This window comes from Mesorhizobium sp. M8A.F.Ca.ET.181.01.1.1 (genome assembly GCF_004792025.1).
In the GTDB taxonomy this organism is placed as follows: domain Bacteria; phylum Pseudomonadota; class Alphaproteobacteria; order Rhizobiales; family Rhizobiaceae; genus Mesorhizobium.
In genome coordinates this window covers 456,374-480,755 of sequence record NZ_SRTV01000004.1, presented here as the reverse complement: position 1 = coordinate 480,755, position 24,382 = coordinate 456,374, and the positions used below count along the sequence as shown (strand labels likewise).

The 24,382-nt window shown below is 64.0% G+C and carries 25 protein-coding genes; 9 read left to right on the top strand and 16 right to left on the bottom strand.

The features are described 5' to 3' along the window. Positions 1–63: 63 nt before the first annotated feature. Positions 64–525, bottom strand: a complete 462-nt coding sequence (locus EN824_RS18110; protein ID WP_135932592.1) for an RT0821/Lpp0805 family surface protein — start codon at positions 523–525, stop codon at positions 64–66. Between the two features lie 40 nt (positions 526–565). On the opposite strand from EN824_RS18110, the gene pdxH reads away from it, so the two are divergent. Beyond that, positions 566–1,183 (top strand): pyridoxamine 5'-phosphate oxidase, encoded by a 618-nt coding sequence (gene pdxH, locus EN824_RS18105; protein ID WP_127280934.1) that lies wholly within the window; start codon positions 566–568, stop codon positions 1,181–1,183. A gap of 11 nt (positions 1,184–1,194) precedes the next feature. On the opposite strand, the gene EN824_RS18100 is transcribed toward pdxH, so the two are convergent. Further along, a complete protein-coding gene (locus tag EN824_RS18100) occupies positions 1,195–1,947 on the bottom strand; it encodes a crotonase/enoyl-CoA hydratase family protein (protein WP_135932591.1) in 753 nt (250 codons plus the stop codon). Between the two features lie 20 nt (positions 1,948–1,967). Further along, on the bottom strand, positions 1,968–3,737 hold the full coding sequence (locus tag EN824_RS18095) for an acyl-CoA dehydrogenase (RefSeq protein WP_135865307.1): 1,770 nt from the start codon (positions 3,735–3,737) through the stop codon (positions 1,968–1,970). A gap of 208 nt (positions 3,738–3,945) precedes the next feature. Between EN824_RS18095 and EN824_RS18090 the strand changes: the two genes are divergently transcribed. Both EN824_RS18090 and EN824_RS18085 read left to right on the top strand, forming a co-directional pair. Then, entirely contained in the window at positions 3,946–4,182 is a 237-nt protein-coding gene (locus tag EN824_RS18090) for a hypothetical protein (RefSeq protein WP_135865428.1), read from the top strand. Positions 4,183–4,357: 175 nt separating this feature from the next. Further along, the gene (locus tag EN824_RS18085; RefSeq protein ID WP_135865426.1) at positions 4,358–5,467 is read left to right on the top strand and encodes a glycoside hydrolase family 25 protein; all 1,110 of its coding nucleotides are present in this window, start codon (positions 4,358–4,360) and stop codon (positions 5,465–5,467) included. A gap of 22 nt (positions 5,468–5,489) precedes the next feature. Here EN824_RS18085 and purD read toward each other — a convergent pair whose 3' ends face one another. Then, positions 5,490–6,767, bottom strand: a complete 1,278-nt coding sequence (gene purD / locus EN824_RS18080; RefSeq protein WP_135865305.1) for a phosphoribosylamine--glycine ligase — start codon at positions 6,765–6,767, stop codon at positions 5,490–5,492. Positions 6,768–6,931: 164 nt separating this feature from the next. Further along, a complete protein-coding gene (locus tag EN824_RS18075; RefSeq protein ID WP_127278157.1) occupies positions 6,932–7,753 on the bottom strand; it encodes a phytanoyl-CoA dioxygenase family protein in 822 nt (273 codons plus the stop codon). Between the two features lie 90 nt (positions 7,754–7,843). On the opposite strand from EN824_RS18075, the gene EN824_RS18070 reads away from it, so the two are divergent. After that, positions 7,844–8,755: a LysR family transcriptional regulator gene (locus tag EN824_RS18070; RefSeq protein WP_127278162.1), complete on the top strand. Its 912-nt coding sequence runs from the start codon at positions 7,844–7,846 to the stop codon at positions 8,753–8,755. A 68-nt stretch (positions 8,756–8,823) separates the two neighbouring features. Beyond that, a complete protein-coding gene (gene ubiA / locus EN824_RS18065) occupies positions 8,824–9,807 on the top strand; it encodes a 4-hydroxybenzoate octaprenyltransferase (protein ID WP_189522200.1) in 984 nt (327 codons plus the stop codon). A gap of 213 nt (positions 9,808–10,020) precedes the next feature. On the opposite strand, the gene EN824_RS18060 is transcribed toward ubiA, so the two are convergent. From EN824_RS18060 to EN824_RS18050, 3 genes are all read right to left on the bottom strand, one after another. Continuing rightward, entirely contained in the window at positions 10,021–10,587 is a 567-nt protein-coding gene (locus EN824_RS18060; protein WP_127278163.1) for a DUF6101 family protein, read from the bottom strand. Between the two features lie 190 nt (positions 10,588–10,777). Beyond that, positions 10,778–12,208 carry an FAD-binding oxidoreductase gene (locus tag EN824_RS18055; RefSeq protein ID WP_135932589.1) on the bottom strand — a complete coding sequence of 477 codons (1,431 nt, stop codon included), beginning with the start codon at positions 12,206–12,208 and terminating at the stop codon, positions 10,778–10,780. A 9-nt stretch (positions 12,209–12,217) separates the two neighbouring features. Continuing rightward, on the bottom strand, positions 12,218–13,192 hold the full coding sequence (locus EN824_RS18050) for an L-threonylcarbamoyladenylate synthase (protein ID WP_189522191.1): 975 nt from the start codon (positions 13,190–13,192) through the stop codon (positions 12,218–12,220). A 160-nt stretch (positions 13,193–13,352) separates the two neighbouring features. Here EN824_RS18050 and EN824_RS35260 point away from each other — a divergent pair, with 160 nt between their 5' ends. Together EN824_RS35260 and EN824_RS18040 are read left to right on the top strand one after the other, a co-directional pair. Beyond that, entirely contained in the window at positions 13,353–13,826 is a 474-nt protein-coding gene (locus EN824_RS35260; RefSeq protein ID WP_189522190.1) for a hypothetical protein, read from the top strand. Positions 13,827–14,001: 175 nt separating this feature from the next. Further along, positions 14,002–14,388 (top strand): hypothetical protein, encoded by a 387-nt coding sequence (locus EN824_RS18040; protein WP_135932587.1) that lies wholly within the window; start codon positions 14,002–14,004, stop codon positions 14,386–14,388. Positions 14,389–14,472: 84 nt separating this feature from the next. Here the strand turns inward: EN824_RS18040 and EN824_RS18035 are convergent, their stop codons facing one another. Together EN824_RS18035 and glyS are read right to left on the bottom strand one after the other, a co-directional pair. After that, on the bottom strand, positions 14,473–14,760 hold the full coding sequence (locus EN824_RS18035) for an ATPase (protein ID WP_135881544.1): 288 nt from the start codon (positions 14,758–14,760) through the stop codon (positions 14,473–14,475). Between the two features lie 109 nt (positions 14,761–14,869). After that, positions 14,870–17,248 carry a glycine--tRNA ligase subunit beta gene (glyS, locus tag EN824_RS18030; RefSeq protein WP_135881545.1) on the bottom strand — a complete coding sequence of 793 codons (2,379 nt, stop codon included), beginning with the start codon at positions 17,246–17,248 and terminating at the stop codon, positions 14,870–14,872. A 194-nt stretch (positions 17,249–17,442) separates the two neighbouring features. Between glyS and EN824_RS35255 the strand changes: the two genes are divergently transcribed. Further along, positions 17,443–17,619, top strand: coding sequence for a hypothetical protein (locus tag EN824_RS35255; protein WP_189521882.1), 177 nt, complete (start codon positions 17,443–17,445; stop codon positions 17,617–17,619). A 3-nt stretch (positions 17,620–17,622) separates the two neighbouring features. Here EN824_RS35255 and EN824_RS18025 read toward each other — a convergent pair whose 3' ends face one another. Continuing rightward, positions 17,623–18,570, bottom strand: a complete 948-nt coding sequence (locus EN824_RS18025) for a glycine--tRNA ligase subunit alpha (RefSeq protein ID WP_127873087.1) — start codon at positions 18,568–18,570, stop codon at positions 17,623–17,625. A 203-nt stretch (positions 18,571–18,773) separates the two neighbouring features. On the opposite strand from EN824_RS18025, the gene EN824_RS18020 reads away from it, so the two are divergent. After that, positions 18,774–19,235: a GNAT family N-acetyltransferase gene (locus EN824_RS18020; protein ID WP_127873086.1), complete on the top strand. Its 462-nt coding sequence runs from the start codon at positions 18,774–18,776 to the stop codon at positions 19,233–19,235. Positions 19,236–19,336: 101 nt separating this feature from the next. Here the strand turns inward: EN824_RS18020 and EN824_RS18015 are convergent, their stop codons facing one another. The 5 genes from EN824_RS18015 to EN824_RS17995 all read right to left on the bottom strand — a co-directional run bounded on the left by EN824_RS18015 (position 19,337) and on the right by EN824_RS17995 (position 24,195). Continuing rightward, positions 19,337–21,112 (bottom strand): tetratricopeptide repeat protein, encoded by a 1,776-nt coding sequence (locus EN824_RS18015; protein ID WP_127873085.1) that lies wholly within the window; start codon positions 21,110–21,112, stop codon positions 19,337–19,339. 143 nt (positions 21,113–21,255) lie between these two features. Continuing rightward, positions 21,256–21,705, bottom strand: coding sequence for a DUF1284 domain-containing protein (locus EN824_RS18010; RefSeq protein ID WP_135932586.1), 450 nt, complete (start codon positions 21,703–21,705; stop codon positions 21,256–21,258). Next, positions 21,702–22,295: a biotin transporter BioY gene (locus tag EN824_RS18005; protein ID WP_127277510.1), complete on the bottom strand. Its 594-nt coding sequence runs from the start codon at positions 22,293–22,295 to the stop codon at positions 21,702–21,704. The genes EN824_RS18010 and EN824_RS18005 overlap by 4 nt, the downstream gene beginning before the upstream one ends. 106 nt (positions 22,296–22,401) lie before the next feature. Beyond that, positions 22,402–23,070, bottom strand: coding sequence for a GntR family transcriptional regulator (locus EN824_RS18000; protein ID WP_127277512.1), 669 nt, complete (start codon positions 23,068–23,070; stop codon positions 22,402–22,404). Between the two features lie 108 nt (positions 23,071–23,178). Further along, complete coding sequence (locus EN824_RS17995; RefSeq protein ID WP_127277514.1) at positions 23,179–24,195, bottom strand: polyprenyl synthetase family protein; 1,017 nt, start codon at positions 24,193–24,195, stop codon at positions 23,179–23,181. Between the last annotated feature and the right edge of the window lie 187 nt (positions 24,196–24,382).

Sequence of the window (24,382 nt, the reverse complement as noted above, 5' to 3'; positions counted from 1 at the left end):
CCCCTATATGCGCTCGCATAGGAAGAAATTCCAGTAGCGGTGCGTCATATCAAAGGTGGAAAATCAGAGCGCCTTGAAGCCCTGCATGCGCCAGCCGCCGGCACTGGCGAGACAGAGTTCGCCCTCGAACATGGCAACGCCGTCAAAGCTCTCGCGCGAAGCCTTGAAGCGGCGGCACGTCATGCCGCTGTCCTTCAATTCCGCCAGCTCCGTGATGGAGCCGCGCGAGCCGGTGCCGGCATTCGCCCAGGGCACTGCCTGGCCACCGAGTTGCTCGATGTCGGCGGACGATACCGCATTGCCGATCGTCGTCTGGTCGGAGTCGCGATCCGTATCAGCGGGCTTGGCCGAAGCCGATGTGCTTGAGGTCAGGATCGAGCGGTCGACTTCGGCTTTCTCAAGGCTGAAGCCTCCCGCGCCGCAGCCAGCAAGCGGCAGGACGATTGACACGATCGCAACTTTCGCGCTGGCAGAAGCGATAACGCCCCATTGCCTGCTGTCAAAAGCTTGCGCGATACGCGACAATCGGCAACCTCCCTGATTTCGTGACAATTTGAGAAAAACTATGAGTGATGCAGAGTTAACAAGCGGTGACTTTACCGAGGCCGCCGAGCCGTTTCGCCTTTTTGCCGCATGGCTGGACGACGCCACCAAGAGCGAAATCAACGACGCCAACGGCGTGGCGCTGGCGACCGTCGATGCCGAGGGCATGCCGGACGTACGGATGGTGCTGCTCAAGGGGTTCGATGAAAGCGGCTTTGTGTTCTACACGAATTTCGAGAGTGCCAAGGGCCAGGAGATTCTAGGCAGTATGAAGGCGGCGATGTGTTTCCATTGGAAATCGCTGCGCCGGCAAGTGCGCGTGCGCGGTCCGGTCGAGATCGTCAACAATGCCGAGGCCGACGCCTATTATGCGACGCGCCCGCGCGGCAGCCGCATCGGCGCCTGGGCCTCGAAGCAATCGCGACCGCTGGAAAGCCGCTTCGCGCTGGAAAAGGCGGTCGCCGAATACACAGCGCGTTATGCCATCGGCGATATCCCGCGACCGAAACATTGGTCGGGCTTCCGCATCGTCCCGAAGACCATCGAATTCTGGCACGACAGGCCGTTCCGGCTGCATGACCGAGTGGTCTTCTCGCGCGACGCCGATGGTGGCTGGAGCAAGACAAGGCTGTATCCCTGAAAGGGTAAGGTTCAGCCCTTTTTCCTGGTCATGAATGCCGTGAGGGCGGCGCGCGCCTCGTCGGATTTCAGCCGCTCACGGAAATGCTCGCTCTCTACCCCGATGCGGGCGACGAGGTCGTCGCGTGAGCCACGCATCAGGTCGCGCGCGATCCTCAGCGCCTGCGGCGGCTTGGCCGCGATCTGGCCAGCCGCCGCCAGCACCGAAGCCTCCAGCCCGCCTTCCTCGACGACCTCGTAGATCAGCCCGGCGGCCTTCGCCCGCTCGGCCGAAAAGCCCTCGCCGAGGCCGAGCAGCGCAAACGCAGCTTGCTGGCCGAGGACGCGCGGCGCCAAAAGGCTCGATCCGGCCTCGGGCACGAGGCCGAGATCGACGAAGGGCGTGCGGAACACGGTGCGTGGCGTGGCGAAGGTCAGGTCGCAATGCAGGTTGATCGTGGTGCCGATGCCGACCGCGATGCCGTCGACGCCCGAGACCATCGGTTTCTCGACCCGCGCCAGCGCCATCAGGAAATCCCAGACCTCCGTGCCACCATCGCCGCCAGTGGCCACCACCATGAAGTCGCCGAGGTCGTTGCCGGAGGAGAAGGCGCCGGGCACGCCGAGAAAGACATGGACGCGGATCGCCGGATCGGCGTCGCCTTCGGCAAGGGCCGCCGACATCGCCGCATACATGGCGCGCGTCAGCGCGTTCTTCTTGTCGGGGCGGTTCATGCGGATGATCTGGATCGCGCCCTGGCGCTCGACGAGAATGTGGTCTGTCACGATTGTATCCTCAGTGAATGTCAGGCGGAAATCAGCGCCTTGCCGGCAGCGGCAAGGCTGTCGCCGCCGTCGATGACGCGGTCTTTCAACGCGCCGGCCTCGCCGATAAGATTCTCGGCGAAGAAGCGGCACAGCGCGATGCGGCCCTGATCGGCAAGAGCGCCGCGCGCCAGATAGGCGCCGCCGGCGGCGAGCGAGATCAGCCGCAGATACGGCGTGGCGCCAGCCAGCGCCTTGTCCGTCTGACCATCGGCCGCCAGTTTTTGCAGGAAGCGGGTCGCTTGCGTCAGATCGCCAAGGGCCGCACCCAGAAGATCGGCGGTTCGGCCGAAGCCTTGCAGGTTGGAGGTGCGCACTGCATTGGCGATACCAGCCAGTTCGTCGATAAAGCGATGCACGTGCTCGCCGCCGCCGAGCGGCAGCTTGCGCATCACCAGATCGATCGCCTGGATGCCGTTGGTGCCCTCATAGATCGGCGCGATGCGGGCGTCGCGGTAGAGAGCCGCCGCACCCGTTTCCTCGATGAAGCCCATGCCGCCATGCACCTGGACGCCGAGCGAGGCAACCTCGACGCCGATATCGGTGGAAAAAGCCTTGGCCAGCGGCGTCAAGAGATTGGCGCGGTCGCGCCAATGCCCCGCCTCGTCACCCGACGATACGCGCGCGAGATCGATGGCGTGGGCGCAACTGTAGCTGATGGCGCGGGCGATCTGCGTCAGCGCCTTCATCGTCAGGAGATTGCGTTGCACGTCCGGGTGGTGAACGATCGGCGCCATGCCGGCACCAGCGTAATCCGCCGCCTTACCCTGACGCCGTTCATTGGCGTAGGCGATCGCTTTCTGGGTCGCGGCTTCCGCGACCGCGACACCCTGCATGCCGACGGCCAGACGGGCATTGTTCATCATGGTGAACATGCAGGCGAGGCCCTTGTTCTCCTCGCCGATCAGCCAGCCGATGGCGCCTGGCTTGGCGCCTTGAAAGCCGTCGCCATAGATCATGGTGCAGGTCGGCGAGGCGTGGATGCCGAGCTTGTGCTCGAGGCCGGAACAGAAGACGTCGTTGCGCGCTCCGATCGACCCATCGTCGCCGACCAGGAATTTCGGCACCAGGAACAGCGAGATGCCGCGTGTTCCGGCGGGCGCATCGGGCAGCCGCGCCAGCACCAGATGGACGATGTTGTCGGTGAAATCGTGCTCGCCATAGGTGATGAAAATCTTCTGGCCGAAGATGCGGTAGGTGCCGTCGCCGGCCGGCTCGGCGCGGGCGCGTAGCGCGGCGAGGTCGGAGCCCGCCTGCGGCTCGGTCAGGTTCATCGTGCCCATCCACTCGCCGGAGACGAGCTTTGCGAGGTATTTCGCCTTGAGCTCCTCGGAAGCGTGCTTGTCCAGCGCTTCGACCGCGCCCATGGTCAGCGTCGGGCCGATGCCGAACGCCATGGCGGCCGAATTCCACATTTCGAGCGCGGCGACGCCGAGCATCGTCGGCAGCGCCTGCCCGCCATACTCTTCCGGCCCGGAGAGCGCGTTCCAGCCGCCGTCGATCCAGCGGCGATAGAGTTCTTTCCAGCCCGTCGGGGTGGTGACGACCGCATCCTTCAGCACGGCACCTTGTTCGTCGCCGATCTTGTAAAGCGGGGCCACCTCCTCGGTGGCGAAACGGCCGGCCTCGCCAAGGACGGCATCGACCAGATCCTCGCCGAGATCGCCGAACGCTCCGGCATCGATGGCCGATTTCATGCCGGCCACATGCTTCACGGTGAACGCGATATCCTCGACCGGTGCCCGATACATGCCGCTCGATCCTCCTGATGCATCGGCCTCGCCGACCCTAGAGCCAGTGCCGCAGCAAAACCATCCGCATTTGGGCGGTCTCCCATCTTCTTTTTACGTAAACGTCAAATTTTGTCACGCGGATTTTGCAATCGGGCCGGCCTGTACTAAATTCGACCGATGCCGGATCAAATCGACCGGCGAAAAAACCAGCCGACCGGAACATTCCATGCTTGCCAGACCTGACGCCTATCGCTGTATCGAATGCGGCTTGCCCTACCGGGCAGCCGGGTTTTCCTACTATCACGGCGAGCTGGCAAACGGCGCCGCCTACTGGTCGGATCGCGGCATATTGTGCTCGCCGCGATGCTCGCTTGCCCACCACGGCAAGCGCGTCGCGGAAGGCACATTGCGACAAGAGCCCGCGCCCGACCCGTTTGAATTTCAGCCCCTTATCCGACGGTGACCACAGCTTGGTAGCGACGGCGTTGAAGCTGTTCGCCTGACGCACCGCATCGGCTCGAAAAGTATTCCTTAACCATAGCGGTTCAGCATTCGCCCTTAATCAACGGGGATTCCCTGTTTTGAAAAGGACGGCGCGCTTCCTTCGCCGCACGGCGCTTCTCGCTTTCGCGGCAGCAATGGCGCTGTCGCCCGCGGCAAAGGCTTCGGATTTCTCCGAGCCGTGGAAGAACGCCGACCGCGCCCTGGTCATCGACGCCTACGAATACAATTCCATCGACTGGGCCCAGCTTGCCACCGACAAGCGCATCGTCGCCTTCATCAACAAGGCGTCCGACGGCATGCCGCCACCCTATTTCTGTTCCGGCGGCGACACTGAGGTGAAGCTCTGCAAGACGCTATGGAAGCGCCACGCGGTGACGCGCGAGCTGTTCCAGACACGCAGGGTCGTGGCCAAGGCGCTCGGCATGAAGTGGGGCGCCTATCACCTCGCCCGCCCCGGCAATCCAGTCGAGCAGGCCAACAATTTCCTCGATTTCGCCGACCCCGCGCCGGATGATCTCATGGCCCTCGACATCGAGGGCATCGATCCCACGCAATGGATGTCGCTCGACGACGCCGAGGAGTTCGTGCGCCAGGTGCACCGGCGCATCGGCCGCTTCCCAGTGCTCTACACCAACGGCAAGACCGCCCAGTACATCGCCGACAACCGCTACAAATACCGGCTCTTGTCGCGGCTGCCGCTTTGGTACGCGCGCTACAAACCTGACATCGAAGTGCATTTTCCGATGGGCAACTGGCAGGGCTATGCGCTCTGGCAGTTCTCGGCGCAGGCCAATTGCGGCCGCTTCCGCTGCCCTTATCGGGTCGCCGGCACGCCGAACGATATCGACGTCAACGTGGTGCCGACGAATGCCGCCGCGCTGCGCCAGCAATGGCCATTCGGCGGACTGCTCGACGTGCCTTCCGATTATCTTGCCAGCGTGCCGGTGCCACTCTCGCGGGAAGCCGCCCTGACCGGCAAGGCCACTATCATCTACGCCGATGTGGCGACGCCGCCGACCGTCGAGGAAATAGTCGCGGTGCTCGGTTCGCGCTGGTCGAAATTCCGCGACGGGTTTCGCATGCCTGTCGTGAAGACGGTGCCGCCACGGCCGGGCTTCGGCATCGTCCAGTATGTCGCCTGGAAGCGGGCCGGGCAGCGCTCGCCCGCACAACTCGACGCCGCCTTCGCTGCGGCCGATCCGCTCAGCACCGCTTCGACCGAACTCGATCGCAGCCAGCGGTAGCCGTCGCCCACCGGTCGGAGCTTCAGCCCGCCTTCTCGCGCGCCACGGCCTGCCAGCCGATGTCGCGGCGACAGAATCCGTCCGGCCAATCGATGCGGTCGAGCGCGGCATAGGCTCGCGCCTGCGCCTCGCCAACCGTGGCTCCGGTCGCCGTGACGTTGAGCACGCGGCCGCCATTGGCGACCAGCGCACCGCCATTGATGGCGGTGCCGGCATGGAAAACCTGAACGCCTTCGCCCGCGGCGTCCTCGACGCCGCGAATGACGGAGCCTTTTTCCGGCGTGCCGGGATAACCCCTCGCCGCCATCACCACGGTCAGCGCCGCCTCGTCGCGCCAACGCACCGAGGTATGCGCGAGCTGGCCGTCGACGGCGGCATTGAGCAGGACCAGCAGGTCGTCCCTGAGCCGCATCATCAGCACCTGGCATTCCGGATCGCCGAAGCGGGTGTTGTATTCGATCAGCTTCGGCCCGTTTTGCGTGATCATCAGCCCGGCGAACAGAATGCCGGCGAAAGGCGCGCCAAGCTCGGCCATGCCGCGCATGGTCGGCTCGATGATTTCGCGCATGGTGCGCTCGATCATGTCAGGCGTCATTACAGGGGCCGGCGAATAGGCGCCCATGCCGCCGGTGTTGGGCCCGACATCGCCATCACCGACGCGCTTGTGGTCCTGGGCCGTGCCGAAAGGAAGTGCCGTGGTGCCGTCGCAGAGGCAGAAGAAACTCGCCTCCTCGCCGGTCATGAATTCCTCGATCACCACCTCCGCGCCGGCGGCGCCGAAGGAGCCGTCGAAGCAGGAAGCGAGTGCCGCCTGCGCCTCATCCATTGTCATGGCGACGGTGACGCCTTTGCCGGCGGCGAGCCCATCGGCCTTGATGACGATCGGCGCGCCTGTCTTTTCGACGTAGGCCTTGGCGGAGGCCAGATCGCCGAAACGGCCATAGGCGGCGGTCGGGATGTTGTACCGGGCGCAGAGATCCTTGGTGAAGCCCTTCGAGCCTTCCAACCGCGCGGCGGCCTTCGAAGGCCCGAAGACGCGGATGTTTTCGGCGCGCAGATCATCGGCGATGCCGGCGACGAGCGGCCCTTCCGGGCCAACCACGACGAGGTCGATTTTTTTCTCCCGGCAGAAGGCGGCGACGGCGGCGTGGTCGGCAATATCCAACTTCACCAGCTCGGCCTCTGCGCCGATGCCCGGATTGCCTGGAGCGGCATAGAGCTTGGTCAGCAGCGGCGAGGCGGCGATCTTCCAGGCCAGTGCATGTTCGCGGCCGCCGGAGCCGAGAAGAAGAACGTTCATGGCCACCTCTTGATGCCAACTATCCCATAGAGAGAACAACCCGCTATTGCTCTCTGGACGACGGGTCAAGGCATCAGGGTGGATTGATCGGAATTGCGCACGGGAACGTTATCCCCCTGCGCAATAGGGGCGCCCGCCACCGGCGCCTCTATTCCGGCACTCGCTCAGCCCTGGTGGACCACCGGGAACCAGTCCTCGCGCAGCTTCTGCCCCGGCTGCATGCCATGGCCATGATAGGGTGGCGAGGTGCGGCCGGGCCGCTCGACATAATGGGCATCGTCGCCGACCCAGCGCAGCGACAGCGCCCGGCGCCGTGCCGCTGTCATATTGCCGCGCGCGCCGTGCGCCGTCCTGAAGTCGAACAGGATGGCGTCGCCGGGCTCCATCTCCCATTCGATAACTTTCATCGATGGATCCTGGTCGGGATCCGGCACCGGACGATAATCGCCCTCGGCGGCATAGAAATTGCCGTCGTCCAACCAACGTACCGGCAGGATCATCTTGTCCCATTTGTGCGAGCCGGCGATCAGGCGCAGCGTCGCCTCCTTCACCGGATCGATGGGGATCCAGAAGCTCACGGTCTGCTGGCCATCGACAAAATAATAAGGAATGTCCTGGTGCCACGGCGTCGGTTTCTGCGTACCGGGTTCCTTGACCAGGACATGGTCGTGGAAGAACTGCGCCGTACGCGACTGCATCACCGCGGCTGCTAGTCGCGCCGCCGGCGATTCGCGCACCACCTTGACGAATTCGGGGATGCGTTCCCAGTTGCAGTAATCGTCGAAGAAACTGCCGCGGCCATTGGCGATGTCGGACGCGGTGGCGCTGCGGTTCTGCATGTTGCGCTCGATGCCGGCGGCGATCGTGTCGACCCAGCCCTTGAAGGCGCCGCGGATGCAGACCGCGCCGTCACGCTGGTAGTCGGCGATTGTCCGGGCATCGATGATTTCGGTGTCCGTTGCCCGTGTAGCGGTTTGGGAAGCCATAATGTCCTCCTTTCAGGATGGAGGCGACTATCGCAATGGCCGCTCATTCAGTAAAATAATAACTTCTCATCTGACACATAGGTTTTGACTATTAGTCTCACCCTCACCCAACTCCGCTATCTCATCGCCGTCGCCCGCCATGGCAGTGTCACCGGCGCTGCCCGGGCGCTCAACGTTTCGCAGCCGTCTATTTCGGTGGCCATCGACGCCATCGAAAAGGATTTCGGCCAGAAACTGTTCGTGCGCCAGCGGGGAAGCGGTGTTTCGCTGACCTCCTTCGGCCGTGTCGTGGTGGCGAAGGCCAGGCAGGTTCTTGCCGAGACAGACGAACTCCTGGGCCTGGGGAAGGCCAACTCGGCGGTCGGCGGCGAACTGGTGCTCGGCTGCTTCGAGGATCTGGCGCCCTTTTTCGCGCCGGGCCTCATCCGCGCCTTCTCCGAACGCCATCCAGCGGTCACCGTCATCGTCCGCGACGAGACGTTCGAGACGCTCGGGCGGCGCCTGGCGGACGCGGCCGTCGATCTCGGCCTCAGCTATGATCTCGGCCTGCCGTCGCATTTCGCCCGCATCCTGATGCACGAGCTGCGGCCGCATGCGCTGTTGCCGGCGGGCCATGCGCTGGCCGAGCGTTCCGAGGTCAGCCTTGCGGATCTGGCCGCCTACCCGCTGATCACAACCGACCAGCCACATAGCTGGCAGCATATGCTCGACCTGTTCCGCGGCCGTGGCCTGTCGCCCGTCGCCGACATGCGCACAAGCTCGTTCGAACTCCAGCGCAGCATGGTGGCCAACGGCTTCGGCGTCGCGGTCAGCTATACCCGCCCGCATGGCGACCACAGCTATGACGGCTTGCGTCTGGTGTGCAAACCGCTGTCGGATCCGCTGCCCATGCAGCGCATCATTCTCACCCACGATACGCAGCAGCGCGTGTCGAACGCGGCGCTGGCTTTCATCGAGGTGGCGAAAGTCTGGTTTTCCACACGCGATATCTTCACCTCCTGACGGATGGTTGGGCGCTTCCTGCCTGCTTGCCGCTTGACGGGTTCCGCCGCTGCTGCCACTCCATGCCAATGGAACCTGTCCAGTCGAAAGCGTCCCAGGGCCGCGTCGCCGATGCGCCGAACGGCCATTGGGTCTACCGCGTGCTGCCGCGCGCGATCTGGCCCTATGCCCAGCTTGCGCGATGGGACAGGCCGATCGGCTGGCAGTTGCTGTTGTGGCCATGCTGGTGGTCGGCCGCGCTGGCGGCGAGCGCCTATCCCCGGCCTGGCGACCCGCTGCTTTCGCTGCTGCCGGCGCCCTTGTATCTCGTACTGTTCCTGATTGGCGCCATCGCCATGCGTGGCGCCGGCTGCACCTATAACGACATTGTCGACGAGGACATCGACAACCAGGTCGAACGCACACGCTCGCGCCCGCTGCCGTCCGGCCAGACCACGCGCCGGCGAGCCTGGCTGTTTCTTGTGCTGCAGGCCCTGGTCGGCCTGGTGGTTCTCCTGCAGTTCAACAGCTTTGCCGTCCTGCTCGGCGTCTGCTCGCTGGTGATCGTCGCCGTCTATCCATTCATGAAGCGGATAACCAACTGGCCGCAACTGTTTCTCGGCTTTGCCTTTTCCTGGGGCGCGCTGATGGGATGGGCGGTCGAGTTCGGTGATCTCGATGGCCCCGCCATCATGCTGTATATCGGTTCGATCCTGTGGGTGATCGGCTACGACACGATCTACGCGCACCAGGACAAGGAAGACGACGCCATTGTCGGCGTGCGTTCGACGGCACGGCTGTTCGGCGACAACACCAAGGCGTGGCTCGCGGGGCTTTATGGCGGCATGCTGATCTGCTTCGCCGTCGCCTTCGCCTCGGCGCAGGCCCCGGTGGTGGCGCTGGCGGGACTGATCGCCGCCGGTGCGCATCTTGCCCGGCAGATCGCGGTGCTGGATATCGGCGATCCGGACCAGTGCCTGCGGCTGTTCCGGTCGAACAACCAGGTCGGCTGGCTGATCTTCCTCGGCCTGATCGGTGGTGCGCTGTGGGTGGCGCTGAAGCCGCTGGTTTAGCGGCTTTTTCCTTCTCCCCGTCACTATACGGGGAGAAGGTGGCGGCAGCCGGATGAGGGGCAGCGCCGACCTTGAAGGCGAGGCGAAATGCACGGCGGCGACAGGCCGCTTGCATTCTACCAAAGTTTGAAATGGCCAAATCAGCGGAGGTCGGCGCTGCCCCTCATCGCCCTGCCGGGCACTTCTCCCCGTATAGAGACGGGGAGAAGAAAGCTAATCGCGGGAAATGATTTCCTGGCCGTCGATGACCAGCCTGAGGCCGAGGTCCCCGGTTCTGCGACGGGCAAGGAAGCGCGGGCGGCGCGTGTTGGAAACGCGGCCCTTGCGACGGTCCTGCGGCGGCAGTGTCTTGATGGCGGCGCCGAGCGATTCTTCCAGGGTACGGGCGACGCCGTCCGATTCGATCAGCAGCATCGGCAGACGGTAGGCATCGGCCCAGGCGCGCCAATCGGCGGCGACGTCTTCGAGATCGTCGGCCACCAGCAGCGGCACCGACAGCATCGGATCGTTGTGCAGGAGTTCCAGGGTCACAGTGACATTGCCCTCCGGATCCTCCATCGCACGGGCGGCGACACCGCGAAATGCATTGGCGGGCAGTACGATGATCGCCGGCAGGCCGCTCATCTCGAGCAGGCGGCGGATCACGGCGCCGCGCTGGTCGATGGTGAAGGTTACGTCGCCATAATCGTCGCGCGTCGCGTAGCTCACCACCTGCGGCAGGCGGAATGGGTCGAGACGCATGTTGCGTCCCGCCCAGACTGGCTTGAGTCCGGTGTTCACGTTCATAGAGCGCCTTCCTGTCTGTCTCCTGAGAGCCGGTGTCCGGTTCTCTCCGGGCCAGTTTTCCCGGCCTCGTTATGGGGAAACAGTAGCGCCGGCTCCTTACCGCCGCGCTTAAGAAAGTCGGTTAAATTTTGCTGATCTCAGGGATGGTTATCGGAATGCCACCAGCCACAAGATGTTGAAAGGATCAGATAACCTTACCGGGATTCATGATGCCGGCCGGGTCGAAGGCGGTCTTCACCCTGCGCATCAGATCGATGGCCATCGGCGGCGCGGTGGCGATCAGTTCGTCGCGCTTCAACTGGCCGATGCCGTGCTCTGCCGAGATCGAACCGTGCAGGCTGCGCACCACGTCATGCACGGCCCTGTTCATGGCATGGTAGAGCGCCAGAAACGCCTCGTCGTCGCCGTCGACGGGCCGTGAAATGTTATAATGAAGATTGCCATCGCCCATATGGCCGAAGCAGACCACCCGGGCGCCGGCACTGACCGAGGCCACCGCGCCGGCGGCCTCCGCGATGAAGCGCGGTATCGATGCGATCGGCACCGATATGTCGTGCTTGATCGAAGCGCCTTCCGGCTTCTGCGCCTCGGGCAACAGCTCGCGGAAGTTCCAGAAGGCATCGCCCTGCCCGAGGCTGGCGGCGATGACGGCATCGCCGACGAATTCCTGCTCGAGACCCGCCGAAAGCACATCCTCGATCAGCGCCCGCGAATCCTCCGACGAACGGCCGGATGAAATCTGCATCAGCACATACCAGGGCCAATCCTCGATCAGCGGCCGTGTCACGCCCGGGGCATGCGCCAGCGTGAAATCGTATGGCCGCTTGCCGATCAGTTCGAACGCGGTGAGCGCGGCCCCGGCGCGGTCCATGGCCAGGCTGAACAGGGAAAGGGCGGCCTCGGGCGACGACAGGCCGACGAAGGCGACGTCCCTTCCCTTGGGCTTCGGAAACAGTTTGAGCACGGCGGCGGTGATCACGCCTAGCGTGCCTTCGGCGCCGACGAACAGGTTCTTCAGGTCGTAGCCGGTGTTGTCCTTCTTCAGCTTGCGCAAATCGTCGAAGACCTCGCCGGTCGGCAGCACCACCTCGACGCCGAGGCAGAGCTCGCGCGCATTGCCATAGGCAAGCACGCCGGTGCCGCCGGCATTGGACGAAAGATTGCCGCCGATCTGGCAGGAGCCTTGCGCGGCGAGCGACAGCGGGAACAGCCGGTCGGCGGCGTCGGCCGCTTCCTGCAAGGTCTGCAGGATGACGCCGGCCTCGACCGTGACCGTGTTGGACAGGACATCGATCTCGCGGATGCGGTTCAGCCGCGACAGCGACAGGACGATCTCATGGCCGGATTTGTCAGGCACCTGCGCACCGACCAGCCCGGTGTTGCCGCTTTGCGGCACGATTGGCGTTCCGGTCTCTGTCGCCAGCCGCATGATCCGGCTGACCTCGTCGACGCTGCCCGGCCGCAGCACCAGGGACGTCGCGCCATGCCAGAGGCCGCGTCGCTCGATGAGATAAGGCGCGATGTCCTGCTGGTCGCGCAGCGCATATTTGTCGCCGACGATGGCCACGAAACGATCGATGAGAGCGGGATCGAGTGTCTTGGCGGTTTCGGTCATCCGGGAAAACTACGTTGTGGGCTGTGCGTTGTCACGAGGAGCGGCGGCACGGGAGAGCCGGTCGTTGATCGCCTCGCCGAGCCCGTCAAAGGGAATCTTCTCAACCGCGATGGTGCGCGCGCCGCTACGGTCGAGATCCTGCATGTAGGCGAAGAGATTGCTTGCCGCCTCACGCAGGTCACCTGTTTCGGACAGGTTCAAGAATGCGGCCGCATGATGCCAGCCTTCCGCGCGCTGGTCGCCGAAGGCAAGCAACGCTTCGTCTTCGCCAACCGTGCCGGCATTGAGCCGCACCGCCGCGCCCGGCGCGTAGTGCGAGGCAAGCATGCCCGGCGCCTCGACCCCGGCGGCGCCGCCGCGCAGCAACTCCATGCCGATGGCCGCCTCGATGTCCGCGGCGGCGATGCCGCCTGGCCGAAGCAGGCGCAGTCTTTCGCCTTCGGCCTTGACGATGGTCGATTCCAGCCCGACCGGTGTGGCGCCGCCATCGACCACCAGCTTGATGCGGGCGCCGAGGTCCACCGCAACGGCCTGCGCCGTCGTCGCGCTGATCCTGCCGGATGAATTGGCGCTGGGCGCGGCAAGCGGTCGGCCAAGCCTGGCGATCAGGTCGCCACCAAACCCCCTCGGCATACGCAAGGCGATCGTGTCGAGCCCGGCGGTGACCAGCGGATGAATGCCGTTGCCGGGGCGCTGCGGCAGCACCAGCGTCAGCGGACCCGGCCAGAAGGCAAGCGCGAGTTTCCTCGACAGCGGATCGAACAGCGCGATGCGCTCGGCCATCGCCATGTCGGCGACATGGGCGATCAGCGGATTGAAACGCGGCCGACCCTTGGCTTCGAAAATGCGCGCCACGCCGATGCCGTTGGTGGCGTCGCCGGCCAGTCCATAGACGGTCTCTGTCGGAATGGCGACGACATCGCCGCCCTCAAGCAGCGCCAACGCCGGTTCCATCGCTTCGCCGACGGCAAGTATTTCAGCCACTCTCGTCACCTCGCGGATGCCGGCTGCGTAGTACGACAGCGCCGCCGGGGCAAGCGGGCATAGGCAATTCATCAATTCCTAAAATGCTATCTTTCCATGAAAGCCGGCATCAATCGCCGAGCACTATCGTGCCGCTTCTGGGCAATGGGGAGCTATGTCAGTGTCTGTGCGTATCTGGGGAACGCTTGTCATCACTCTGGCTGCCATGGTTGGCGAGGCTCAGGCCTCGTCGCTGGTCTTTCCCGGCGCGCCGGCCTCGACGCCCTCCGTCGTTGTGCTGAAGGCGACCGACGGCAAGGCGAGCGACGTGGTGTCGGTCGTTGCGCTCGGCGAGCCCGACGTCACCTATGAAAAGGTGGCGGCAATCCCGGACAAGGCCGAGGCGAGGCACCCCTTCCCGCAGAGCCCGACGATCATTCGTGGCGGCGTCGTCGGCGGCGCCTTCCAGACACCCGTGCAAGCCAAGGCGCCGGCTGCGGCAACCGCCCCCGCTACGGCAACCGCACCCGCGGCAGCGACCGCACCCGCGACAGCGACCGCCTCGGCAGCCCCCGCGCCAGCGCACGGAAAAGCGGCGGCAGCCGCGCCACCGCCAGCCAAACAGCCGGCTTCAGGAGCCGGCAAGGTCAAATAGCGACCTGCCAACTGACCGATCAGAATGCTCAACGGCTTGACGGCAGTCCGGCGCCCCGTGCACCATTGTCAGGCGAATTTCTTCCAGACGTATCTCGCTGGCGGCCCTGCGGTCGGCCTTTCGCCAAGCGGCTCCGGCAGATGGGATTGCATCGTTCAAGGCAAGGGGGTTGCTCATGAAAAAATCGAAGACCGTTACAGTGGCTGGGCTTTTGCTGGCGTCATTGCTTGGCGGCGTGGCCCATGCGGACGACATGCTGGGATCCTATGTCGCGCGCATTTCCGATCGCGATCACCAGGCAAGTGACGGCTATGCGCTGGACAGCGCCGCGCAGATGGTGCGGCAGGACCGCGCCAACTGGCACAAATTCCATCGCCGCGACAGCGACGACGAGGGCGACGCCTGGTTCAGGACCAATGACCAGCGGGCCGACCTGCAGCGCATGCTGGAGCGCCCCGGCGCTATGAGTTCCTCAACCAAGCGCGCCATCGTCAATGGCGAACCGCTGATCCAGGTCGACGTCTACGAGAACAGCGTGCGCGTCAGCATTCTGGAGAACTGAAAAGTCGGCGTTCGGGAAAACTAATCAAATCGAAAAAGGGCGACGCGAGAGCGCCGCCCTTTTTCGCGAAATCCGCCTGAAAAATCAGGCCGCTTCTTCCTTGTCGTCGTCGTCTTCTTCGGCCTCGCCGTCTTCGGATTCTTCTTCGCCCTCGGCGTCGTCGCCTTCGGCCTTCACGGCGTCGTCTTCGTCGGAGTCTTCGCCGTCTTCGTCGTCGCCTTCTTCGTCATCGCCATCCTCGTCTTCGTCAGACAGATCGGCGGCTTCTACTGCGGTAGCGGCATGACAGAGAGCGGTTTCGGAAGCGGATTCAATCGCCTCGGCAGGGGCCGAGGTTTCTTCTGTCACTTCGATTTCGTGATCGGAATTCATGGAAGCCTCCGTGGGGTTGGGGAACATGTCCCTTTTGCCACGGAGAGATCATCGTCATATGACTGTGAGCCGGCTCGAACGGCCGGCTGGACGATATTTTCCTCGCCTCTCAACCAGCGATTTTCGAGAAATCCGCGACCTGACCGGTAGCCGTGCGAATGCGCGTGAGCAGCGCAAGGCGGTTGGCGCGCACGGACAGGTCCTCATCATTCACGAGAACATGCTCAAAGAATGAATCAACGGGTTCACGCAACACGCTAAGCGCCAGCATGGCAGCGGAAAAGTCTTGGTTTTGAATCGCTTCGCCGGCTTGCTTCTCGGCCTGATTCACCGCCGCAAACAGCGACTTCTCCGCACCCTGCCGGAACAACGCCGGCTCAACGGTTTCGGCGACCAGCGTTTTCTTCTTCTCCTCGGCGGCCAGGATGTTCGCCGCACGCTTGGTGCCGGCGAGCAAATTCCTGCCGTCCTCGGTGTCGAGGAAGGAGCCGAGCGCTTCGACGCGCCGAACGATCTGAAGCAAGTCGTCGGACTGCGGCGTGATGACGGCGTCGATCAGATCATGCCGTGCGCCCTGGTCGCGGAGATAGACTTTGAGGCGGTCGTGGAAGAACGACAAGAGGTCAGCGATCAATGGCGACAGCGATGCCTCAAGCTCCATCAGACGCTGACCGTCAAAGAACTCTCGCTCCTGATCGGCGGAGCCAAAGGTTTCTGAGTTCGCCTTGGCCAGCCCGCCTTTCAACAAGTTGGAAATCACGCCTGCTTCCGACAACAATCGGCTTGCACCCTTGTAGTCGCGAATGCGCAAGTCGAGCATCGCAACGACGCCACTGCTCTCGGCGCCTTCGCCTTTTTGTTCGTACGCGGCGAGTGCCGAGGAGACCGCGGTCGCGATGGCGATGCCCAGCGAAAGCTTGAGCTTGTTTTCCAGTATGACCCTCACGACGCCGAGCGCAGCGCGACGCAGCGCGTAGGGATCCTTCGATCCAGTCGGCTTTTCGTCGATGGCCCAGAACCCGACCAGCGTATCCAGCTTGTCCGCGAGCGCCACGGCGACCGACACCGGATCGCTCGGCACATAATCGGACGGGCCCTGCGGCTTGTAGTGCTCTTCCGCCGCCGCCGCGACAGAAGAATGATCGCCTTGCAGCAGCGCATATTTGCGGCCCATGGCGCCTTGCAATTCCGGAAATTCGCCGACCACTTCGGTGGTGAGATCGGCCTTGGCCAGGACAGCAGCACGGCGCGCCAGCACTGGATCCGCACCGACGATCGGCGCCAGTTCTTCCGCCAGCCGGGCAATCCGCTCCACCCGCTCGCCCTGCGTGCCGAGCTTGGCATGGAACGTGACATTGAGATGGTCGAGCCGGGCCATGCGCTGGTCGAGCGGCTTCTTCAGATCGAGCCCAAATTTTTTCGCCGATGCTTCCAGTTCGACGAGATCGGGCAGATCGCCCTGGTCGGTCGTCCAGAAATAGAGCGCGTCGGACAGGCGGGCGCGCACCACCTTGCCGTTGCCGTGGGCGATCTCCTTGCCGCCGTCCTTCGCCTCGATGTTGGCGGTGAGGATAAAGCGGTTGGAGAGCGCCTCGCTTTCACCCTGCGGCCGCGTGACAAAGCACTTCTGGTTGGCGCGGATGGTCAGCCGGATCACCTCGGCCGGAATGGCCAGGAAAGCCTCTTCGAACTCGCCCATCAACACGACAGGCCACTCGACCAGCCCGGACACTTCTTCGAGCAAGCCCTCGTCCTCGACCAGGTCGAGCCCGTTGGCGAAGGCGAGGTTGCGGGCATCGGCAAGGATGATCTCCTTGCGCCGGTCGGCATCGAGCACGACCTTGCCCGCTTCCAGCTTGCTCACGTAATCGTCGAAGCGGCGCACCGTGATTTCGCCTGGTGCAAGGAAACGGTGGCCGTAGGTGATGTTGCCGGAACGGATGCCGTCGATCTCGAAATCGACCACGACCGGCTCCTCGGTCTCGGGGCCGAAGGTGCACAGGATCGATTGCAGCGGCCGCACCCAGCGCAGCGATCCCGGCTTGGCCGAGGCCGGTCCCCAGCGCATCGACTTCGGCCAGGGGAAATTGCGGATGATATCAGGCACCAGTCCGGCGATGATCTCTTCGGCCGCCCTGCCCGGCTTCGAAATATGGGCGACGTAGAAGTCGCCCTTCTTCGGGTCGGAATGGACATGCGCTTCGGCGATCGATGACAGCCCGGCCTTGCGCAGGAAGCCCTGGACGGCCTGTTCAGGCGCTGATGTCGACGGCCCCTTGATGTCCTCGTGAATGTCCTTCGAGCGAGCGTTGAGGCCACGGATATCGAGGGTAAGGCGCCGCGGCGTCCAATACTCACGCGCCGCCTCATAGGTCAGTCCCGCCTCGACCAGACCGTCGGTCAGCATCTTTCTCAGATCGCCCGCCGCCTTGCGTTGCATGCGAGCGGGGATTTCCTCGGAGCGAAGTTCTAGAAGCAGGTCAGGCATAGGGTCAGCTCATGCGGGAGAGTGGTCCGCGCGGGGCATAGCAACTCGGCTGGCCGCTGTCACCCTTTCCAGAAATTTTGACCCTCCTGTCGGGATGAGGCGATCCGGCCCGTCCTTGGATCAAAGATTTCCATGAACCTAACGCAGCGCTGAAGCGACCCACGCTCAGGCAGAGAACTATTGGCTGAACGACGATGAAAACGGCATCCAGACTTCTTCAAATCCTCGCGCTCAGCGCCTGCTTCACCGCGCAGGCCCACGGCGCCTTCTCCATGCCGGGCGTGCGGCAGGCGCTGCGGACGATGTCTGGTCCGAGCGGCCAGATCCTGCCGCCGATCAGCGCTTCCCTCGAAATGATCAACGGCGCTTGAGACTCAGGCCGCCGCCAATCCACCGGCCTGCGTTTTCAGGAACGCCTCGCCGCAGGCTTTCGCCAGATTACGCACCCGCAGGATATAACTCTGCCGCTCGGTGACCGAGATCACGCCACGCGCATCGAGCAGGTTGAAGACGTGGCTCGCCTTGATGCACTGGTCGTAGGCTGGAAAGACCATTTTGTGCATCGGCAGATTGTCGTTCGATGCCGGCGCGCCGGCCTCGAGCAACGCCTTGCACTCGGCTTCGGCGTCCTCGAAGTGCCGCAGCAGCATCGCCGTGTTGGCGTATTCGAAATTGTGGCGCGAATATTCCTGCTCGGCCTGCAGGAACACGTCGCCATAGGTGACCTTGTCGGCGCCTTCGCGGCCGTTGAAGTTGAGGTCGTAGACATTGTCGACGCCCTGCACATACATGGCCAGGCGCTCCAGGCCGTAAGTGAGTTCGCCCGCCACCGGCGCGCATTCGATGCCGCAGACCTGCTGGAAATAGGTGAACTGCGACACTTCCATGCCGTCGCACCAGCATTCCCAGCCAAGGCCCCAGGCGCCCAGCGTCGGGCTTTCCCAGTCGTCCTCGACGAAGCGTATGTCGTGCAGCAGAGGGTCGACGCCGATCGCCGCCAGCGAGCCGAGATAGAGCTCCTGCAGGTTTGGCGGATTGGGCTTCAGGATCACCTGGTACTGATAGTAATGCTGCAGCCGGTTGGGGTTCTCGCCATAGCGGCCGTCCTTGGGACGGCGCGAAGGCTGGACGTAGGCCGCGTTCCAGCGCTTTGGCCCGAGTGCGCGCAGCGTCGTTGCCGGATGAAACGTGCCGGCGCCAACCTCCATGTCATAGGGCTGCAGGATGACGCAGCCATAGGCGGCCCAATAATTGTGCAAGGTCAGGATCAGCCCCTGGAACGAGCGGCTGGGGTGCATATGGGCTGGGATTTCAATCGTCACGATGGCCTCGGCGACACAGGCTAGCTTGCGGCCACGTCCTAGAGACACGGCGGCGAAGCGTCAAGCAAGGCGCGTCCGATGCGAGCCGCGGTGAGCATGCCGGACTATGTTGAAACGTTGCCCGGCGACTGGCCCATTGCCCGCCGCCACGGTCCGCGATCCAATTCGACAAAGCATCCGCGTCAAGCACAGCAGGTCGAGCCATGTCCAACCCGATCATCATCCGCCCCGTCACGCGCCACGATTTCGAGCAGTGGCTGCCGCTGTGGGACGGCTACAACGCGTTCTATGGCCGTTCGGGCGAGATGGCGCTGGCGAGCGACATCACCGCAATGACGTGGTCGCGCTTCTTCGACGCCTACGAGCCGGTCCATGCGCTGGTCGCCGAAAGCGGGAGCCAGTTGCTTGGCCTCGTCCACTACCTGTTCCACCGCAGCACGACGGCGATCGCACCGAACTGCTATCTGCAGGACCTTTTCACCAACGAGGCCTCGCGCGGCAAAGGCATCGGCCGGGCGCTGATCGAAGGCGTCTATGAGCGCGCCCGGGCGGCCGGTTCCGGCCGAGTGTACTGGCTGACGCATGAAACCAATCACACGGCGATGAAGCTCTATGACAAGGTCGGCGAACGCTCGGGCTTCGTCGTCTATCGAAAGATGTTCTGAGGACGCTCCAGCGCGTCGCCGCGTCTACTGGGAACGCCATGCGCCTTTCCAACGAAAACGGGGCTCCGAAGAGCCCCGTTCGCATTTCAAAAAGGCGATTTTCACCCCTTCGGGGCGGGAACCGGCTCTGGCTTGACCTTCGGGGTTTCCTGCGCCGTGTTGGACTCGATCGGCGGCAGGCCCTTCATCAGCTTCTGCTGCAAGGTGGCCAGCACATCGGGATCGGGCTTCAGGTCGCGGGCCTGGTTCCACTGGAAAGTCGCTTCCAGCTTGCGGCCGACGCGCCAATAGGCGTCGCCCAGATGGTCGTTCAGAACCGGATCTTCCGGCTTCAGCGAGACCGCGCGTTCCATCTCGCGCACCGCGTCATCGAAGCGGCCGAGGCGGAAATAGGCCCAACCCAGGGAATCGACGATGTAGCCGTCGCTCGGCCTGAGATCGACGGCCTTCTGGATCATCTCCAGGCCTTCCTTCAGGTTGGTGTTCATGTCGACCCAGGAATAGCCGAGATAGTTCAGCACCTGCGGCTGGTCTGGCTGCAACTCCAGCGCCTTGCGGAAATTCGGCTCGGCTTTCGGCCATTCCTTCAGCCGCTCATAGGCGATGCCGCGCTGGTAGAAGATGTTCCAGTTGGCAGCGGTCGGCGTCTTCAGCACCTCGACGGCCTTGTCGTAGAGATTGGCGGCGGAACGGAAATCATCCTTCGAGGAGTAGACACCGCCGAGCGCCAGATAGGCGCGCATGTCGTCGGGATGGGCTTCGACGAAGGCCTTGAGATGCGTGATCGCCTCGTCATGGCGGTCGAGATCGGCAAGGTTGAGGCCAAGCTGCAGGTCCGAAATCTCCTTCAGCGGCGAAGAGTCGGGGATACGCCGATAGAGCGCGATGGCGCCTTCGCCGTCCTTCAACTGTTCGGCGACGGCGGCGAGCTGCACGAGGGCCGCGTCGCTGTCCGGCTTCAGGGCCAAGGCATATTGCAAATAGAGGCGCACGAATGGCTCGCCGCCGCCACGGTTGAGCGCGGTGGCAAGATCGAGCAGGATTTCGGAAGCACCGTCGGACGGACCGGACACGAAGGGCGCGATCTTGTCGCCCTTGCTTATCCTGGCGCGCAAGGCGACGATTTCCAGCTTGCCCGGCGAAAACGCCTCGGCCTGGTCGAGCACCGAGATCGCCTTGGCCTTGTCGCCCTTGCGGGCCAGGAATGAGGCATAGGCCTGCGCGTTGCGCATCCAGGTTTCAGGCGCCGCACCGCCGGCGGCGGTATCCTGCATCGTCGCGGCGTAGATCGCCTCCGCCTTTTCAGGCATGTTGGCGGCATCGGCGACCAGGGCGCGGTGGAAGGATTTGAACAGGCCGAACCAGTCCGGCCCCTGCAGCTTGTCGATCGAAGCCATCGCTTCGCTGGCCTGGCCGGCACCTTGTTCGGCCCAGCCGGACATGACGCCGGAGATCAGCCGGTCAAGATCGGATTCCAGCGACAGCTTGAGCCAGTACTGCGCCTTGGTGAAATCCTTCTTGTGGAAGGAATCGACCGCCAGCGCCAGGCGCGAGAAGCGCTCGACATCGGGCACTTCCTTGAGCTTGTCGGCATAGACCAGCGACTCGTCGAAGCGGCCTTGCGCGATCAGCGACAGCATCAGGCTCTGCTGCAGCGCGGTGTCGCTCGGATTGAAAGCCAAGGCCTGCTTGTAGTACGCGATGGCGCTGTCGAGGTCGTTGTCGCCTTCCGCGATCCGGGCAGCCAGGTAGGCGCCCGAGAACGACGAGATCTTGACCGGTTCGGTTGATTGCTTGGCATAGGCCGGCAAAGCCGAGATCGCCATGCCCGTCACAATTGCCAGCCTTGTCAGCCAGCGCGCACGTCCTTGCTGCATCATATCCCTTTCAGCCAGGCGCCATCTCCGCATCAGCGGGATCGACCCAGGCTCGATCTTTCCGGGCAAAGCATGGCCTTTTTGGGGTCGCGCTTCAATCTACCCGAAATTCACAATCGGGTCACCCGATTAACAAACCATGGCTAAATGGGACAGTTTTGCGCGTCAACAGGCCGTTGCAGCCGCGTATCGCGATAACCACCGCTTGCCACCGCGCCGCACAGCCCGTTCCATTCGCAGCCCACGCAAGCCTTGCGCACGTGGCCGGCCGAAAACGCCTGCCGTAGCCGCATCAGGATCGTGGCATCGAGATCGAGGCGGACGCCGTCACGGATCGGCCGAGCCAGCAGCGCTTCCACGTCATCCCTTGCCTGCCGGTCTCGCCCGGCCGCGCTGTCGCGCAAGCAGTGCGGATCCGGCTCGCCAAGCAACGGGGCGCAGATGTCGTCCGGTCCGGAAACGAGGAGGATGTCCTCGCCCCGGCTCAGGCGCTCCGCGATCCCGTCATAAATGGCGGTGAAAGCGGGACTGTATCCCTTGCCCACATAGGTGAGCAGGCAAAGGAGATGATGGGCGCGAAGCCTGATCGTCACGGCGTCGGCAGGTTCATCTTGCCGCGCGGAAGCGCCATCAGCGTCGCGGCGCCAAGCGCCGACTTCAGCAATCCGCCGACGATGAACGGCACGAAGCCGAGGGTGATGGCCTTCTCGGCGCCGATCATGACGGCAAGCCAGGCCGTTCCGAGCACCAGGCAGGCAAGGTTGCCGAGCAGCATGGCAATAAAGGCGAGCACCACCCTGTTACCGTTCCAGCCGCGTTCGGCCAGCCAGCCGACAAGTGCGCCGACAACCGGGAAGGCAAAGAGATAGCCGCCCGTAGGGCCGACGAAGTGCTGCATGCCGGCAGCTCCCCCGGCCAGGACAGGAAAGCCGACAGCGCCTTCGACCAACCAAGCGGCGATCGTCACCGCGCCAAGCCGCCAGCCATAGAGTGCGCCGATCAACGTCACGGCGAAGGTCTGCATGGTCACCGGAACCGGCACCATCGGCACCTCGATGTAGGAGGATAGCGCCAGGAAGAGCGTGCCAAGCACGACGGCGCCGGCCTGCCAGCCGACCGATCGCTGCTGGAGGCGCAGCGGGCTGAAGGACGGTCTTGCGGACGAGAATGCGAGGTTGGTCATAGGCTTCCCTTCAATCGATCCAAAATTATAGATAATTTCTGCATTCGATCTATTATCGAATCCACATTTTTGGATCTTTAGCAAGCCTGAGCTCGGAAAAGGTCGCTTAACCCACGATCGCGAAAGCTTCGCGCGTGGCGCCGGACGCTGTCCTGATCGGCTTGCGACCAATCCATTGGACATGCCGTCCCAGTGTTGCCGCGGCCGATTCGGCGTTGCCCTGCCGCAAGGCGGCGAGGATCGCCCGGTGGTCCTGATCGGTGCGCGTCTCCCATTCCGAGCGCCATGCCGCGAACAGGAAGCGGGCGCTTGCCGCGTGGAGGTCGTCGATGGTGGCAAGCAGGCGCGGCATGCCGCATGGTGCGAGGATCAGCCGGTGAAAGGCACGATTGGCCTCCTCCCACGACCTGACGTCGCGGGATTTGTCGCCGGCCTTGGTCGCCTCCTCGGCCTGGTCGAGAATGGCCGAAGTCAGGTGCGGCGCGGCGTGGCGCAGTGCCAGCACTTCGAGTGCGGCCCGCATTTCGGCGACTTCCTTGACCTCGCCCAGATCGAAGGCAGCGACGCGCACGCCACGGCGCGGCTCACTGACGGCCAGGCCCTGCGCCTCGAGGCGGCGGAACGCCTCGCGCACGGGGACATGGCTGGTGTTGAATTCCTCGGCGACATGATCCTGCCGCAGCCTCGCCCCCGGCTCGATCGCGCCGGAGATGATGCGGTCCGCCAGTACCTTGCTGATGCGCACCGCTATGGTGTCGTCCGTGCCCTTTGCCATGATTTATAGATAATTTGCGGCAAGGCCGCTTGTCGAGACGGCGGGGGCGAATTCACAGGCGTCTTTCCTCTAGCGCAGCCGGCAGGTGCCCCGTGAAAGCCGGTCTTCTCAGTTCACCCGGCTGATGCAGAAGTCGATGACGTCGACCAGCGCCGATTTCTGCGGCGTCTCTTCCAGCGGCGCCAGCGCGTCGCGGGCGATCTCGCCGAAATGGCGGGCGCGCCCGATGGTGTCGGCAATGGCGCCGTGGCGGGTCATCAGGCCGATCGCCTTTTCCAGTCCGGCGTCATCGGTGACATTGTCCTCGATGGCGCGCTTCCAGAAGGTGCGTTCGGCCTTGCTGCCGCGCCGGTAGGCGAGGATGACCGGCAAGGTGACCTTGCCCTCGCGGAAATCGTCGCCGACATTCTTGCCGAGATCCTTGCTGGTGCCGCCATAGTCCAGCGCGTCGTCGATGAGCTGGAAGGCAAGACCGAGATTCATGCCGTAGGAGCGCAGCGCCGCGCGATCGTTGCGGGTCGCCTGGGCGATGACCGGGCCAACCTCGGCGGCGGCCGAAAACAGCGCGGCGGTCTTGGCCTTGATGACGGCGAAGTGCTCGTCCTCCGTGGTTTCGAGGTTCTTGGCGGCGGCAAGCTGCATCACCTCGCCCTCGGCGATGATCGAAGCGGCGCTCGACAGGATGTCGAGCGCTTCGAGCGAGCCGACATCGACCATCATGCGGAAGGCCTGGCCGAGCAGGAAATCGCCGACCAGCACGCTGGCCTGGTTGCCCCAGATCATGCGGGCGGTCTTCTTGCCGCGCCGCATGCCGCTTTCATCGACGACGTCGTCGTGCAGGAGCGTGGCCGTGTGCATGAACTCGACCGAAGTGGCGAGCTTGACATGGCCTTCGCCGGCATAGCCGAACATCTGCGCCGCGGCCAGCGTCAGCATTGGTCTCAGCCGCTTGCCGCCGGACGAGATCAGGTGGTTGGCAACCTCGGGAATCATCTCGACGTCGGAGCCGGCCTTGGACAGGATCAGCTCGTTGACGCGCCCCATATCGGTCGCCGTCAGATCGATCAGATCCTTGATGGAGGCGGGCTCCCGCTTCCCGTTTTCAATGTTGAGAACGACACCCACGACAATCACTCCCGTCTTGGTATAACGCGTGCGACGGCACCCTTAGTCCCGGCATGGACTCTAGGGCGGCGGACACGGGCACGGCAAGTGGCGAATTGGCGCGGCGGCGGCGACAGCGTGTCAACGCCGGGAAATGCGGGAATGCGGCCGCACGTTTACATGCACGCTGCAACCTGCGAGTTTCTTG

Bases quoted from the DNA above. Each gene is read 5' to 3' on its own strand.
- pdxH (WP_127280934.1), top strand. From the start codon at position 566: ATGAGTGATGCAGAGTTAACAAGCGGTGACTTTACCGAGGCCGCCGAG.
- EN824_RS18095 (WP_135865307.1), bottom strand. From the start codon at position 3,737: ATGTATCGGGCACCGGTCGAGGATATCGCGTTCACCGTGAAGCATGTG.
- EN824_RS18090 (WP_135865428.1), top strand. From the start codon at position 3,946: ATGCTTGCCAGACCTGACGCCTATCGCTGTATCGAATGCGGCTTGCCC.
- EN824_RS18085 (WP_135865426.1), top strand. From the start codon at position 4,358: ATGGCGCTGTCGCCCGCGGCAAAGGCTTCGGATTTCTCCGAGCCGTGG.
- purD (WP_135865305.1), bottom strand. From the start codon at position 6,767: ATGAACGTTCTTCTTCTCGGCTCCGGCGGCCGCGAACATGCACTGGCC.
- EN824_RS18075 (WP_127278157.1), bottom strand. From the start codon at position 7,753: ATGGCTTCCCAAACCGCTACACGGGCAACGGACACCGAAATCATCGAT.
- ubiA (WP_189522200.1), top strand. From the start codon at position 8,824: ATGGAACCTGTCCAGTCGAAAGCGTCCCAGGGCCGCGTCGCCGATGCG.
- EN824_RS18055 (WP_135932589.1), bottom strand. From the start codon at position 12,208: ATGACCGAAACCGCCAAGACACTCGATCCCGCTCTCATCGATCGTTTC.
- EN824_RS18040 (WP_135932587.1), top strand. From the start codon at position 14,002: ATGAAAAAATCGAAGACCGTTACAGTGGCTGGGCTTTTGCTGGCGTCA.
- EN824_RS18035 (WP_135881544.1), bottom strand. From the start codon at position 14,760: ATGAATTCCGATCACGAAATCGAAGTGACAGAAGAAACCTCGGCCCCT.
- glyS (WP_135881545.1), bottom strand. From the start codon at position 17,248: ATGCCTGACCTGCTTCTAGAACTTCGCTCCGAGGAAATCCCCGCTCGC.
- EN824_RS35255 (WP_189521882.1), top strand. From the start codon at position 17,443: ATGAAAACGGCATCCAGACTTCTTCAAATCCTCGCGCTCAGCGCCTGC.
- EN824_RS18020 (WP_127873086.1), top strand. From the start codon at position 18,774: ATGTCCAACCCGATCATCATCCGCCCCGTCACGCGCCACGATTTCGAG.
- EN824_RS18015 (WP_127873085.1), bottom strand. From the start codon at position 21,112: ATGCAGCAAGGACGTGCGCGCTGGCTGACAAGGCTGGCAATTGTGACG.
- EN824_RS18005 (WP_127277510.1), bottom strand. From the start codon at position 22,295: ATGACCAACCTCGCATTCTCGTCCGCAAGACCGTCCTTCAGCCCGCTG.
- EN824_RS18000 (WP_127277512.1), bottom strand. From the start codon at position 23,070: ATGGCAAAGGGCACGGACGACACCATAGCGGTGCGCATCAGCAAGGTA.